The sequence below is a fragment of the Bacillus sp. DX3.1 genome (assembly GCF_030292155.1).
In the GTDB taxonomy this organism is placed as follows: Bacteria; Bacillota; Bacilli; order Bacillales; family Bacillaceae_G; genus Bacillus_A.
This window is the reverse complement of record NZ_CP128153.1, coordinates 3,952,071-3,966,862: the sequence shown is the minus strand read 5'-3', so window position 1 is coordinate 3,966,862 and position 14,792 is coordinate 3,952,071. Positions and strand designations below refer to the sequence as shown.

The following is a 14,792-nucleotide window of genomic DNA, read 5'->3' as shown; positions in this document are numbered from 1 at the left end:
GATTAATGATGTCCCCCTCTTCAAGGCGAAGAGGGGGTTTTTATATTGATAGAAAAGAGGGAGACAGGTGAAATTACTAGATTTATTGTCAAAAGGAATTGTTATCGGTGATGGAGCAGTCGGGACATTGTTACATTCTCATGGTTTGCAAAGTAGTTTTGAAGAGTTAAATCTTTCTGATCCAGATCGTATTATATCAATTCACAAACAATATGTGGCTGCTGGTGCGGATATCATTCAAACAAATACGTATGGTGCAAATGAAGCTAAACTGCGCATGTATGGTTTGGAGAACCAGGTTGTCAAAATTAATAAGGAAGCGGTTAAACTTGCAAAATCGGCAGTGACAGATAGAAATGCAATTTTAGGGACAATTGGTGGGATGAAGCATATTGGAGCGGTTACAACGACTGATATGGAACGTGAGTTTATGCTACTTGAGCAAGCGGGTGCCTTGCTTGAGGGAGAGGTTGATGGACTGTTATTAGAAACATTTTATGATGAGTTTGAATTGCTGCATGCTGTTAAAGTGTTGCGGAAACAAACAACCATTCCAATTATTGCACAGCTTGCTCTTCATGAAGCTGGTACAACACAAAACGGCAATGATGTAAATAAAATGTTAGCTCAGCTTCTAGACCACGGAGCAAATGTTGTTGGGCTAAACTGTCAATTAGGGCCGCTTCATATGACGGAAGCTTTCAAAATGATATCGATTCCGAAAAAAGGTTATTTGTCAGCTTATCCAAATGCAGGTCTTCCAAACTATGTAGAAGGGCGTTATGTATATGAAGGAAGTCCAGCGTATTTTGAAGAGATGACACCAAAGTTTATTGAGCAAGGTATCCGTTTGTTGGGAGGGTGTTGTGGAACAACACCCGCACATATCCAGGGGATGAAACGTGCTCTTGAAAATGTAATACCCGTTACAGAAAAGCAGGTTGTCCAGCGGCCACAAGTGATTCATACGCAAACGAAACGCGCTGGTAATCATGTTACGCTTGCCGAGAAAGCGAAGAAACAAACGACGGTTATCGTTGAATTAGATCCACCAAAAACACTGGATACACAACGCTTTTTTGAAGGAGCAAGAGCATTAAAAAGAGCTGGGGCAGACGCTGTTACATTAGCGGATAATTCTTTAGCATCACCGCGCATTTCTAATATGGCCATGGGCGCATTATTAACGAAACATAATATCCCCGTGCTGACGCACTTAACATGCCGGGATCATAATGTAATTGGTCTGCAGTCTCATTTACTTGGGTTGTCTGCATTAGGTATGGAAGAAGTGTTGGCTTTAACAGGTGATCCAGCACGCGTCGGTGATTTCCCTGGAGCGACTTCAGTATATGATTTGTCTTCCATTGAATTGACCAAAATGATTAAAGAAATGAATGACGGACGTTCTATTTTAGGGAAGTCGATTGGTCCCGCTACACGATTCTCAGTTGGAGGAGCTTTTAATCCAAATGTGAGACATTTGAAAGCCGCTGTAAAGCGAATGGAGAGAAAAATTGCAGCGGGAGCAGAGTATTTTTTGACACAGCCAATTTACGATGCAGCATTAATTGAGGAAGTATATGAAGCTACAAAACATTTAGAACAACCAATTTTTATTGGGATTATGCCACTAGTAAGTAAACGGAATGCCGATTTTTTACATTTTGAAGTTCCCGGAATCACGCTCCCAGAAGAAATCAGAACAAGAATGGAGGGTCATGAAACATCGCAGGCGGCAATTGAAGAAGGAATCCGTATTTCACAAGAGTTAATCGATGCTGCTATGGAATTCTTTAACGGGATTTACCTCATTACACCATTTTTAAAATACGAAATTACAGAGCAGCTTACTGGGTATGTAAGAGAGAAGCAAAAAGCGAAAGAAGGAATAAATCTATGAGACCAATACAAGAGAGATTACAACAGGAAATTTTAATTTTAGATGGTGCGATGGGAACGATGATTCAGCAAGCAGATTTGGTAGCGGAAGACTTCGGAGGAGAAGAATATGAGGGATGTAATGAATATTTAGTGAAAACGCGCCCGGATGTCATTTTACAAATTCATAAAGAATACATAGAAGCCGGTGCGGATATCATTGAGACAAATACATTTGGAGCGACCAATATTGTATTAAGCGACTATGAGTTATCTCATTTAGATGAAGAATTGAATGAGATAGCAGCGCTGCTAGCAAAACAAGCGGTGATAGAGAGCAGTAAGGAAGTATATGTCGCCGGTGCAATGGGGCCAACAACGAAAGCGATTAGTGTGACAGGTGGGGTGACATTTGATGGGCTAATCGAAGCATATAAGAGACAAGCGCGAGGGTTATTGCGAGGCGGCGTGGATGTATTGCTTGTGGAAACGAGTCAAGATATGCGAAATGTGAAGGCTGCTTGTTTAGGAATCCAGCAAGCCTTTGCGGAAACAAAACAAACGGTGCTGCTTATGATTTCGGGAACAATTGAACCGATGGGAACGACTTTAGCAGGTCAAACGATTGAGGCATTTTATTTATCAATTGAGCATATGAAGCCACTATCTGTCGGTTTGAACTGTGCAACTGGTCCAGAGTTTATGCGAGAGCATATTCGTTCTCTTTCTGAATTATCGGAGTGTCACATTTCATGTTATCCAAATGCAGGTCTTCCAGATGAAGATGGACATTATCATGAATCGCCAAAATCACTTGCCGAAAAAGTGAAATTATTTGCAGAAGAAGGTTGGGTAAATATTGTCGGCGGGTGTTGTGGAACAACGCCGGATCATATACGAGCGATCAAAACTTCACTTGCAACATTACAGCCACGCGTGAATCATGTGCGAAAAGGCCATGGGATTAGTGGCCTTGAAGCAATGCAATATGATGATTCCATGCGGCCACTATTCGTTGGCGAAAGAACAAATGTTATTGGGTCAAGAAAGTTTAAACGATTAATTGCAGAAGGGAAATTTGAAGAAGCGGCTGAAATAGCGAGAACACAAGTGAAGAAAAATGCTCATATTATTGATATTTGTATGGCTGATCCAGATCGTGATGAAATAGAAGATATGGAAAACTTTTTGGCAGAGGTAACGAAAGTATTAAAGGTTCCAATTATGATAGATTCAACAGATGAAAATGTAATGGAGAAAGCACTTACATATATACAAGGTAAGGGTGTCATTAACTCTATTAATTTAGAAGATGGAGAAGAGCGCTTTGAGAAGGTTACACCACTTATTCGAAAATACGGTGCTGCTATTGTAGTTGGAACAATTGATGAAGAAGGAATGGCAGTAAGTGCAGACAGAAAATTGGAAATTGCAAAACGAAGCTACGAATTGTTAACGACGAAATATGGTATACGTCCATCAGATATTATTTTTGATGCCCTCGTTTTTCCAGTGGGAACGGGTGATGAAGAATATATCGGTTCAGCGGCAGCGACAATTGAAGGGATTCGCCTCATTAAAGAAGCATTGCCCGAGTGTTTAACCATTTTAGGTGTAAGTAATATATCGTTCGGTTTGCCACCAGCGGGCCGTGAAGTGTTAAACTCTGTCTTTTTATATCATGCGACAAAAGCTGGATTAGATTATGCTATTGTGAATACAGAAAAATTAGAGCGATATGCTTCGATTTCAGAAAAAGAAAAAGGAATGGCAGATGCCTTATTATTTGAAACAACGAAAGAAACATTAGAAGAATTTACAAACTTTTACCGCAATACGAAGAAGAAAGAAACCGTTGTACAGGAGAAACTAACGCTTGATGAACGACTAGCAAATTATATTATAGAAGGAACGAAGCAAGGGTTACACGAAGACTTACAGCTTGCTCTTACTGAAGGGAGAAAGCCGCTCGATATTATTAATGGACCACTTATGACTGGGATGGATGAAGTAGGTCGTTTGTTTAATAACAATGAGCTAATTGTTGCCGAAGTATTGCAAAGTGCGGAAAGCATGAAGGCAGCTGTGGGATATTTGGAGCCTTATATGGAATCGAGTGACAGCGCAAAAAAGGGAACGGTATTGCTAGCGACTGTCAAAGGTGATGTGCATGATATTGGTAAAAATCTCGTGGAAATTATTTTATCTAATAATGGCTATGATATTGTGAACTTAGGCATTAATGTTCGTTCTGATCGCATTGTTCAAGAGGTAAAAGAAAAGAAACCAGATATTATCGGACTGTCGGGCTTACTGGTAAAATCAGCGCAACAGATGGTAACAACTGCTGAAGATTTAAAGGCTGCGGATATTGATATTCCCATTGTAGTAGGTGGTGCAGCATTGACGAGAAAGTTTACAGATAATCGTATTTCTCCTTCCTACAATGGTCTCGTGTTATATGCGAGCGATGCAATGACGGGATTGGATCTTATGAATCGATTACAAAAAGAAGATGAACGAGAAAAAATGAAGCAGGATAAAAAAGAACGTCACCTTCATGTTGTGAAACCAGTGGAGAAAAAGATCGAAATACCAGCTGTGATTGAAAAACTGCCGCCGGCGCAAGTGATGGTACCAGACTCAACAAAAAGAGTCGTACTTCGTGATATTCCGGTCTCGCATCTTGCGCCATTTTTAAACCGACAAATGTTAATTGGACACCACCTTGGTTTAAAAGGAAGTGTAAAAAAATTGTTACAAGAAGGCGATAAACGAGCGAACGAATTAAATAATTTAATTGATGAATTATTACAAGAAGGTCAATCTTGGCTTCGTCCAAGAGCGGTATATCAATTCTTTCCTGCACAAAGTGATGGACAAAATATTATCATTTATGACCCGGAAGATCATACTCGTGTACTGGAGCACTTTACTTTCCCAAGACAAGGAAAAGCACCGTACCGTACATTAGGAGATTACTTGCGTCCAGTTGGAGACGAAATGGATTATGTCGCATTCTTATCTGTCACAGTTGGACAAGGAGTTCGTGACATTGCTGAAGAGTGGAAAGAGAAAGGAGATTACTTACGCAGTCATGCGATTCAATCATTAGCCCTGGAATTAGCAGAAGGACTAGCAGAAAAAACACATATGTTAATTCGCGATCGGTGGGGAATTCCAGATTCACCGTCGATGACGATGGATGAACGATTTCGTACAAAATATCAGGGGATTCGTGTTTCTTTCGGCTATCCTGCCTGTCCAGAGCTTGCTAATCAGGAAAAACTATTTCGTTTAATTCTTCCAGAAGAGATTGGAATTACCTTAACAGAAGGATTTATGATGGAGCCTGAAGCATCCGTAACGGCGATGGTATTTGCTCACCCCGAAGCACGATATTTTAGTGTACTATAGTGTAGAAGGGGGAGACGTATGAAAAAGATAGTCTTTACAGGTGGCGGTTCAGCAGGACATGTGACACCAAACTTAGCACTTATACCACATTTACAAAAGATGGATTGGGAAATTTCTTATATTGGTTCTCATCAAGGGATTGAAAAAATGATTATAGAACAAGAAGGGATTCCGTATTATGGTATAGCAAGCGGTAAGCTACGCCGCTATTTTGATTTAAAAAATATAAAAGATCCTTTTCTTGTTATGAAGGGCGTAATGGATGCGTATGTACGTATTCGAAAACTAAAACCTGATGTTATTTTTTCAAAAGGTGGTTTTGTTTCTGTCCCGGTGGTAATTGGTGGATGGTTGAACCGTGTGCCTGTTTTCTTGCATGAATCAGATATGACGCCTGGGCTTGCAAATAAAATTGCACTGCGTTTTGCTTCTAAGATTTTTGTTACGTTTGAAGAAGCTGGGAAGCATTTGCCAAAAGAAAAAGTCATCTATACAGGATCGCCAGTACGTGAAGAAGTGCTGCAAGGGAATCGTGAAAAAGGTTTGCGTTTTCTAGGATTCCATTCTCAAAAACCTGTTATTACAGTAATGGGAGGAAGTCTAGGGGCAAAGAAGATTAATGAGACTGTCCGCGAGGCATTGCCACAGCTTCTTGCAAACTATCAAATTGTTCATCTGTGCGGAAAAGGAAACCTGGACCAGCAGTTGCATGATACGAAAGGGTATAAGCAATTTGAATATGTACACGGAGAACTACCAGATGTATTAGCAGCGACAAGCTTTGTGATTTCACGTGCGGGATCAAATGCTATTTTTGAATTTCTAATGTTGCAAAAGCCAATGCTTTTAATCCCTTTATCTAAGGCTTCAAGTAGAGGGGATCAAATTTTGAATGCAAAGTCATTTGAAAAACGAGGCTATGCAACAGTTTTATATGAAGAAGATGTAACAGTTACATCTCTTATGAAACATATAGAAGAATTATATCGTAATCGTGAAAATTACAGAAAAGACATGAAAAAGTATAATGGAAAAGAAGCAGTGCAAACAATCATTAAATATATTACAGAGACATGATTTTGAAAAAAATCATGTCTTTTTTTAGTAGAACAAAAGATTCGAAGGATTACTGAATTTATGTTACAATAACAAAGATTTGACAGGGGAATTCCAGTTACTTAGGCGTAAAAATACGAATGGATTAGGAGTGACTGTGTTGGAGCTGAGCCTCTATGAAAATACTGCTCTTATTGTATGTTTTGTGTTGTACGTTGGTAGTGTTATTATTTACATTGCAAGAAAATTTTCACAAGAACGAAATCTAGAAAAATCGGAAATAACAGCTGAGTTAGAAATGTTAGCCGATGAAAGTGATAAAAAACAAAAAATAAGAGAGAATCATTCAACTACTCACCAATTAAACGCTAATAAGCTTTGAAGGTGGGGGACTTCTTTCGGGGAGTTGGTAAAAGATCATCCTCTTTTGTTGTCGTGAGCGCTAACAAGGAGTTTCCCTTCTGTTTTTATACAATTAAGGAGTTAATCCGTATGAATTTCTATATTGCATCAGGCTTTCAAAATAAACATCTTGTTCAGTTTGTGGCGAGCAAATTGAAAGTGGCAGGATGGCAGCATACATATGATTGGACAAAAAATGAAAAAGCAACACATGCAGTGCAGTTACAGGAAATTGGTCAAGCAGAAAAACAAGCGATAAGAGACGCTGATGTTTTTCTGCTTTTATTGGATGGAGGAAATGGGAGTCATACGGAGTTTGGTATGGCACTTGCTTGGGAAAAGAAAATATATGTGTATCATGAAAATAATCCACTGCAAACAACGTTTTATCATTTACCAGAAGTGAATATGTTTCAAGGGAAAGTAGAGCAGTTTATTTCATATGTAGTGGAAAAGGAAGGGGTATAATAACAGCGACTCAAAAGATTCATATACCTCGTACTTTACAAAAGTATGGATATGATTATAAACCGTTTCAAAAGTGGGAACAATGGACGCTGTTAGAAGAACCTAGCCCTTATATCGCGGTATGTGAGGGAATATAATTAGAAAATAAAAGAAAACTGTAGTGAAAATTAAGAAGAAAAAAGGAGTTACAAATATGAAATTAGAGCAAGGATGGCAAACAAGTTTCTTAACAGTCGTACAACAAAGCGAATTTAAAAAAGATGCACTTCGTAGTCAGCTATTATTTATGGATGGAGAAGAAGTAGAAGAGCTTGTTGATGATTATGGATATGAAGAAATCATAAATCGTGAACATGATGAGGAAGTAGCGGAAATTTTAGGAGATGAGCTCTTTAGTGAAATGGAACGTCACGTATTCTTATCTGCACAGTCTGAAGAAAAACTAATTTCATTTCTAAATGGATTAGGGTTTCACGTTTTAGATTGGATTGTTCTTCTTGAAACAGAATTCGGCATTGATAGTGCTTTATTTACATCGGACGCAGTGAAAATGTTAGAGAAACGTTTACGTCAGTTTCCATATGTAGAGGAGAATAAAACGATTTTCGATATGACAGTAGACGAAGCGATGGACCTATTAGAAAATATTACGGGTGTACAGTTGAAAGAAAAGATGAATATATAGTGAGCCTTCCAGTAGTGGGGGGTAAATGAAAAAGAACGTGCTCATCACGTTCTTTTTTACATTATAATAAGTTTGTCTGTTAGTCTCCGTTTTCCAGCAAGAATTGCATTTAAATATTCCACTTTTCGTATGCAGGACTGAATGTGCCTTTCGACCTCTTGTAACTCTGCTTGATGATGCGTTTCAATGGGATGAATTTGCACATTAAACTTTTCAAATTGACTGCTGTATGTGATTTCAGCATAGCCACTCATAATATCGGTATAATTATGAAACAAAAATTGCTTTGTCTCCTCGCAGTATGTTACTTCTTGAAATCCATATGATTTTAGTGCTTCAATGATTTTTGTAATAATTGTTGTATTCATTTTTCTCCCTCTTTGCGAAGTTATCCTCGTTTATTATAACATAAACTACAAATAAGAAAGCGTTATCATCGGTGTTTATCTGCAATTTTTACGTATACTTAACAAAATGAAATAAATAAAAAATAATTGTAATAAAATGAAGTTTCCATCTGTGAAAAGGATTCATCCCGGCAGATGATTAGTTGAACGAATTGAGCTCTTGCGGACATTTTTTCTTCAATGTGTGATTTTTTTGAATTGAGGGTGGGGGCTTACTGACAGTTAGTACGAGGAAAAGAAAAAAGTAGGGACTTTTTTCTTTTTTCATCATATATATACAGAAATGGTGCAAATAAAGTGAAACTAATAGCGCTCAAATGGGCAGTTTTCCCCTACCTAACTTTTTTGCTTCTTACAGAAATTTGAGGTGGGGTATTACTGCCCATTTGAGCGTGGTAAAGAGGTGAGAATCTTGAATTTTGACATTACAGGACAAAAAGCATACGTAAAGGACGGACCATATCGGAATCAAATTGGGGTTGTGAAGCGAAAAGGAACGCAGGAAGAACCGAATTTTATCATTGTCATTGACGGTCAAAACATTGATGTAGAATTAAAAGATATCGTTTTAGTAGGTGTAGATGTGCGGAAATTTCATGAATGGTGCGATCAAAATGGCTATTTGTAAAAGGGACGGGCTTAAATGGAGCGCATACTTTAAAAACATAAAGGAGGTTTTCCTGTAGTGTGGCTGTTTCTTTCGTGAGTGCAAGTATATGAAATAGGATGGTATGTTCCTTACTTAAGTTGTAAAAGAGGCGGCTGAGGCAAACTAATTGATGAAGATAAAGTAAATCGTTCAATAAAAAACACTTGGATATGTTTATCCAAGTGTTTTTTATTAGGATGCAACTTCTTCTGTTTTTACATCTGTTTGATTATACGTATCATGGTCTAATTCACCAAGCCATTTGCTAGAAATAAGACCAGCTGTCATTGATCCACTTACGTTTAAAGCAGTACGTCCCATATCAATTAATGGTTCAACAGAGATTACAAGAGCGACAATGCCGATTGGTAAATTCATCGTAGAAAGTACGATTAGGGCTGCAAAGGTTGCGCCACCACCAACGCCGGCAACACCAAATGAACTAATAGCAACAACGGCAATTAACGTTAAAATAAATTGAGGCTGTAATGGATCGATTCCAACAGTTGGAGCGACCATCATAGCAAGCATGGCTGGATAAATACCTGCACATCCGTTTTGACCAATGGATACCCCAAAGGAAGCTGCAAAGTTTGCGATTCCTTCTGAAACACCAAGTTTCTCTTTTTGTGCTTCAATATTTAACGGCATTGCACCAGCACTAGAACGAGAAGTGAATGCAAATGTTAAAACCGGGAATACCTTTTTTAAATATTGAATTGGATTTAAACCAGATAAAGCAATTAACAATAAGTGAATGATAAACATAACAATGAGTGCTACGTAAGATGCAAGAACGAAGTTACCGAGTTTTAAAATCGCACCCACATCACTACCAGCGACTGTTTTTGTCATAAGAGCAAGCACGCCGTATGGAGTAAGGCGTAAAATTAATGTTACCATACGCATCACAATTGCATACACAGCATCTAGCATCTTTGCAAATAGTTCTGCTTGTTCTGGATATTTTCTTTTTACTCCGATAAAAGCGATTCCAATAAAAGCTGCAAAGATTACAACCGAAATGGTTGATGTTGGACGTGCACCTGTTAAATCAAGAAATGGATTTGTAGGTAATAGTTCTAATAATTTTTGTGGAATTGGTGTTTGTTCGATGGAAGTAAATTTCTCTTCCACTAATTTTAAGCGAGCGGATTCTGCATCACCTTGTTGCAATCCAGTTGCTTGTACGTCAAACCCTGCACTTGCTGCGATACCAACCGCAGCAGCAATACCAGTTGTAAGTATTAAAATACCAATAATAAAACCACTAATTTTACCAAGGTTTTTTGTTAACTTTAATTTCGTAAAAGCTGAAATGATAGAGACTAAAATAAGTGGCATAACAATCATTTGTAGCAATTTCACGTAACCACTACCGATTAGGCTAAACCAGTTATTAGATTCAATAATGACTTTAGAAGTAGGATCATAGATAAATTGTAATATAAGTCCAAATGTAATTCCGACTCCTAATGCAGTAAATACTCGTTTATTAAAAGATACATGCTTGCGCTGCATATAATATAATAAGCCAACTAATACGAGCATGACCGCAATGTTAATTCCAACTAACAGTGTATTCATGTTGTTTCCCCTCTTTCCGATCTGTTATATAAACTATATTTCAAGAAAACCTATAAGTCAACTAGGGAATTAAAAAATTAAAAAGATGGCAATTTGCCATCTTTTTAATGTGCTGCACCAGGGGTAAGAAGAAATGTCGTATAGTATGTAAATCCAATGAAGAAGACGGTTAAATATGCCCCAAATACGTATATATACATACGTTCTGTCAATTTTAAATAACTTAAAAGTACAAAGAATCCTGTTTGTCCTAGAAACAATAGTGCAGTTGCGTACATATCCCCTAAGTAAAACATAACCGAGAAAATTCCAGTCCAAAAGCCGAGAACGCGAAACATGCGCTCCATGCAATTCCCCTCCTTTTCTATAAAAGTAAACCTCTCCTCATTATAGTTTATTTTTCTTACTATTGTAAACATTTGCAAAAAAAAGAAAAGGAGTCAAATGAAGTTGACTCCTTTTCCCCTCACTCTACCGGAGAATGAGTTTTATAGATGGATCTTATAATTACATGATTTACATCCGTCTAATAAGCTTTCATTTCGTGTTAATTCCATGTTTGGGAATAGGATTTCAAAGATTCCTTTCATCATATCACCATGCATGTTACAAATTTCTTCTGGGTGATGAATGGCAACTTCTTTAAATGGACAGTTATAAACATCATAGAAAATTTTTGTGCCATCTGTGCTTAATTCAAAAGAAGGTGATAAACCAGCAGTTGCTAATGCCTCTTTGGCAATTTGTACTTTTTGCTCTAGCGTTAAAGAGGCCTCACTAATATTTAAACGCTGCATATGCTGTTCCATTAACTCTGTACCAAATTGTTTACCAGTTTCATATAAAGCTTTTTCACCAGCTGCACCAAGGCTAATTAATGTATTAAAAGCAATTTTTGCAAGTAATTGATAATCACGGAATGGGAATTGTAGCTGAATCAAGTCGTCAGATAATGCATATAATCTGCTGGGTCTACCACCTTTTCCAGTTTTCTTTGTTTCCGATTTCAACATATTTACATCTTCTAATTTAGATAAATGTAAACGGGATACGTTTGGATGTATAGTAAATTCATCTGCGATTTCTTGTACTGTTACGTAATTATGTTTTTGAGATATATATTTATAAATATAATAACGAGTTGGATCAGATAATACGCCTGTAATTTTTAGAGCTTGTTCCATAAGAATCTCCACCTTTTATTACTTTATCCAAGATATTAACATTATAATATAGATAACGTTACATATAGGTAATTTCAGGCGATAATTCGGAAATTGTTCATAATTTCACAAGTGTATTTCCTTTTTTGTTATAGCAAAAGAGGGAAAGTAAGCTTTGAAAAAACAAAATTCATTATTTTTCTTTTTAGAATTCTCATGATATATACATAGTGAGGAGGAGATGATGATGAATGCCATTGAACGTTTTGCGAATACGATTATGAAAGAAGCGTGTGTATTACAAGCATCAGATTTACACATTGTACCGCGGCAGGAAGATGCAGTTATACAATTGCGTATTGGAAAAGATTTAGTAAAGAAGCATTGTATTGCAAAAGAATTTGGAGAAAGACTTGTTTCGCATTTTAAATTTTTAGCGTCCATGGATATAGGTGAAAGGCGTAAGCCACAAAATGGGTCACTGTATTTACAAATTGATGGACAAGAAGTACATTTACGCCTCTCTACATTGCCGACGGTTTATCAAGAAAGTCTTGTCATTCGCTTGCACTTACAAGCGTCAGTTCAACCACTTTCCCACCTCTCTTTATTTCCAAGCTCAGCAAAAACACTTCTCTCTTTTTTACATCATTCTCACGGGCTGTTAGTTTTTACTGGACCAACAGGATCAGGAAAGACAACAACGATGTATGCTCTTTTAGAAGTAGCGAAAAAACAACAAACGCGTCGTATCGTTACGCTTGAGGATCCGATTGAGAAACGAAAGGAGGGGTTATTACAAATTCAAATCAACGAAAAGGCAGGTATCACGTATACAACAGGTCTAAAAGCAATTTTGCGTCATGATCCCGATATTATTTTAGTTGGCGAAATTCGTGATGAAGAGACAGCAAAGGTAGCAGTGCGTGCTAGCTTAACGGGTCATTTAGTTATGACAACGCTGCATACAAATGATGCGAAAGGAGCGGTGTTACGTTTCATGGATTATGGGATTACGCTACAAGAAATTGAACAATCATTACTCGCAGTAGCAGCACAGCGTCTCGTCGAATTAAAATGTCCATTTTGCAAAGGAAAATGTTCGCCGTTATGTAAAGGAATGCGTCAAGTACGGCAGGCGAGTATTTATGAGCTATTGTATGGTCATGAACTGAAACAAGTCATTCGCGAAGCAAATGGAGAACATGTAACGTATCATTATGAAACACTACAGGAGTGTGTGAGAAAAGGGTATGCCTTAGGCTTTTTAGAAGAGGATATGTATGTTTGAACGAAAAGTATGGAGGTTACATGAACAAGTATTGTTATTAAAAAGACTTGGAGAATTGTTAGAAAAGGGCTATTCACTTCTACATGCATTAGAGTTTCTTCAGTTTCAGTTATCTTCTCAAAAGCAAATACAATTGCAGTATATTGCCGAAGAACTAAAAAAGGGGAAGAGTTTGCATGATGCTTTTCACCAACTTATGTTTCATCCAGACATACTAAGCTATTTATTTTATGCACAACGACATGGTGACGTTTCTTTTGCGTTGCAACAAGGAAGTGTACTACTGCATAGGAAAGATAAACATCAAAAAGATATGATGAAAGTGCTCCGTTATCCCATTTTCTTATCTCTTTTCTTAGTGGGAATTCTCCTTGTGTTCAATCTTGTTTTACTTCCGCAATTTTCAACCTTGTACAGCTCTTTGCAAGCTTCTTCCTCTTCTTTTACTGATTACATTATGTTGTTTATTCAAGTGCTCCCATATATGATAGCTGTTTTTTTTCTCTTAATTGTCCTTGGAACATGCATATATGTATTTTATATAAAAAAACTTCCTCCGGTTCAAAGAATGAATGTTTTTATTCGCATTCCCATCATAAAACCATTTCTTATTTTAATAAATTCTCATTATTTTTCCGTTCAATTAAGCGGATTATTACAAGGTGGTTTATCAGTACTTGAGGCTCTTACTTTAATGATTGAACAAAAACATCATCCGTTTTTTCAATGCGAAGCTGCTCGTATTGAAGAGTCATTAATAGCGGGAGAACAGTTGGACTCTATCATTATGAAGAGTCGTTATTATGAGCGTGAACTGTCTTATGTCATTGCACATGGGCAAGCAAATGGAAACTTAGCGACAGAATTAGGTGATTATAGTGAATTAACAATTGAAAAAATGGAAGGGAAGGTCAATCGTATTTTAGTCATTATTCAACCGCTTTTGTTTACATGTATTGGCGTGATTGTTGTCCTGATGTACTTAGCCATGATTATGCCGATGTTTCAAATGATGAATTCTATTTAGGAGGCGACTTGAATGAATAATGAAAAAGGGTTTACCCTATTAGAAATGTTATTAGTCATGGTTGTTATTTCTGTATTATTATTGCTGATTATTCCGAATGTGGTGACGCAGCGTTCTTCTGTACAAGGAAAAGGTTGTGAAGCTTACGTGAAGTCTGTAGAAGCACAAGTACAATCCTATCAGTTGCAAAATAATAAAGTGCCAACAGTAGATGATTTAGTAAAAGAAAAATATATTACTTCTAAAACTTGTCCAAAAGGGGAGGAAATTACCATTTCGAGTGAAGACGGTACAGTATCCGTTGTTAAGTCATGAAGCAAAATGGATTTACGTTTTTAGAAATGCTTCTCGTCTTGTTTATTATTTCCATATTAAGCGTTGTCACATATTTTAATGTTTCTCCTTTATATGAAAAACAAAAAGTGGAGCAGTTTCTGAAACAATTTTCTCAAGATATTCTTTTTATGCAGCAGTTAGCAATGAGCCATCGTAGCCGTCATACATTACGATGGTTTCCTGAACAACACATGTATAGCATTGGGGGAGCGGTAGAGCAACGACCCATTATTGTTCGAGATTATGAAGCGGATATAAAGGTTGATTTACATACCTTTCCAAATCCTATGACCTATAATGCAAGTGGAAATATAAACCAAGGTGGTACAATCTTGCTTACTTATCGCACGCGCACATATGAAATTGTATTTCAGCTTGGAAGAGGGAGATTTACGTATCGTGAAGTGCCAAAGAGGATCAGTT

General features: G+C 37.3%; 14 protein-coding genes and 1 pseudogene. 11 read left to right on the top strand and 4 right to left on the bottom strand.

What is annotated here, in order from left to right:
- Nucleotides 1-67 precede the first annotated feature (67 nt).
- The 6 genes from QRE67_RS19890 (at nucleotide 68) to QRE67_RS19865 (ending at nucleotide 7,909) form a co-directional block, all read left to right on the top strand.
- Nucleotides 68-1,903 carry a bifunctional homocysteine S-methyltransferase/methylenetetrahydrofolate reductase gene (locus tag QRE67_RS19890; RefSeq protein ID WP_286121936.1) on the top strand — a complete coding sequence of 612 codons (1,836 nt, stop codon included), beginning with the start codon at nucleotides 68-70 and terminating at the stop codon, nucleotides 1,901-1,903.
- Nucleotides 1,900-5,298 (top strand): methionine synthase, encoded by a 3,399-nt coding sequence (gene metH / locus QRE67_RS19885; protein WP_286121935.1) that lies wholly within the window; start codon nucleotides 1,900-1,902, stop codon nucleotides 5,296-5,298. The genes QRE67_RS19890 and metH overlap by 4 nt, the downstream gene beginning before the upstream one ends.
- A gap of 18 nt (nucleotides 5,299-5,316) precedes the next feature.
- Nucleotides 5,317-6,375 carry an undecaprenyldiphospho-muramoylpentapeptide beta-N-acetylglucosaminyltransferase gene (murG, locus tag QRE67_RS19880; RefSeq protein WP_286121934.1) on the top strand — a complete coding sequence of 353 codons (1,059 nt, stop codon included), beginning with the start codon at nucleotides 5,317-5,319 and terminating at the stop codon, nucleotides 6,373-6,375.
- Between the two features lie 79 nt (nucleotides 6,376-6,454).
- Nucleotides 6,455-6,736 (top strand): DUF3966 domain-containing protein, encoded by a 282-nt coding sequence (locus QRE67_RS19875; RefSeq protein ID WP_502873993.1) that lies wholly within the window; start codon nucleotides 6,455-6,457, stop codon nucleotides 6,734-6,736.
- A gap of 110 nt (nucleotides 6,737-6,846) precedes the next feature.
- Nucleotides 6,847-7,224 (top strand): nucleoside 2-deoxyribosyltransferase, encoded by a 378-nt coding sequence (locus tag QRE67_RS19870; RefSeq protein WP_286121933.1) that lies wholly within the window; start codon nucleotides 6,847-6,849, stop codon nucleotides 7,222-7,224.
- 193 nt (nucleotides 7,225-7,417) lie between these two features.
- Nucleotides 7,418-7,909, top strand: coding sequence for a hypothetical protein (locus QRE67_RS19865; RefSeq protein WP_286121932.1), 492 nt, complete (start codon nucleotides 7,418-7,420; stop codon nucleotides 7,907-7,909).
- Between the two features lie 56 nt (nucleotides 7,910-7,965).
- Here the strand turns inward: QRE67_RS19865 and QRE67_RS19860 are convergent, their stop codons facing one another.
- Nucleotides 7,966-8,277 carry a hypothetical protein gene (locus QRE67_RS19860; RefSeq protein WP_286121931.1) on the bottom strand — a complete coding sequence of 104 codons (312 nt, stop codon included), beginning with the start codon at nucleotides 8,275-8,277 and terminating at the stop codon, nucleotides 7,966-7,968.
- Nucleotides 8,278-8,728: 451 nt separating this feature from the next.
- Between QRE67_RS19860 and QRE67_RS19855 the strand changes: the two genes are divergently transcribed.
- Entirely contained in the window at nucleotides 8,729-8,944 is a 216-nt protein-coding gene (locus QRE67_RS19855; protein WP_286121930.1) for a DUF3912 family protein, read from the top strand.
- Between the two features lie 213 nt (nucleotides 8,945-9,157).
- On the opposite strand, the gene QRE67_RS19850 is transcribed toward QRE67_RS19855, so the two are convergent.
- The 3 genes from QRE67_RS19850 to QRE67_RS19840 form a co-directional block, all read right to left on the bottom strand.
- Nucleotides 9,158-10,552, bottom strand: coding sequence for an L-cystine transporter (locus QRE67_RS19850; protein WP_286121929.1), 1,395 nt, complete (start codon nucleotides 10,550-10,552; stop codon nucleotides 9,158-9,160).
- 104 nt (nucleotides 10,553-10,656) lie between these two features.
- Nucleotides 10,657-10,899, bottom strand: coding sequence for a DUF2626 domain-containing protein (locus tag QRE67_RS19845; RefSeq protein WP_286121928.1), 243 nt, complete (start codon nucleotides 10,897-10,899; stop codon nucleotides 10,657-10,659).
- 141 nt (nucleotides 10,900-11,040) lie between these two features.
- Complete coding sequence (locus tag QRE67_RS19840; protein ID WP_286121927.1) at nucleotides 11,041-11,736, bottom strand: helix-turn-helix transcriptional regulator; 696 nt, start codon at nucleotides 11,734-11,736, stop codon at nucleotides 11,041-11,043.
- Between the two features lie 226 nt (nucleotides 11,737-11,962).
- On the opposite strand from QRE67_RS19840, the gene comGA reads away from it, so the two are divergent.
- The 4 genes and pseudogenes from comGA to comGD all read left to right on the top strand — a co-directional run.
- Entirely contained in the window at nucleotides 11,963-13,006 is a 1,044-nt protein-coding gene (gene comGA, locus QRE67_RS19835; RefSeq protein WP_286125334.1) for a competence type IV pilus ATPase ComGA, read from the top strand.
- A complete protein-coding gene (gene comGB / locus QRE67_RS19830; protein WP_483298689.1) occupies nucleotides 12,999-14,033 on the top strand; it encodes a competence type IV pilus assembly protein ComGB in 1,035 nt (344 codons plus the stop codon). The genes comGA and comGB overlap by 8 nt, the downstream gene beginning before the upstream one ends.
- Nucleotides 14,034-14,045: 12 nt before the next feature.
- Nucleotides 14,046-14,348 (top strand): competence type IV pilus major pilin ComGC, encoded by a 303-nt coding sequence (gene comGC / locus QRE67_RS19825; RefSeq protein WP_286121926.1) that lies wholly within the window; start codon nucleotides 14,046-14,048, stop codon nucleotides 14,346-14,348.
- Nucleotides 14,345-14,791, top strand: a pseudogene (comGD, locus tag QRE67_RS19820) (competence type IV pilus minor pilin ComGD); the annotation flags it as partial. The gene comGC and the pseudogene comGD, both read left to right, overlap by 4 nt.
- Nucleotide 14,792 lies beyond the last annotated feature (1 nt).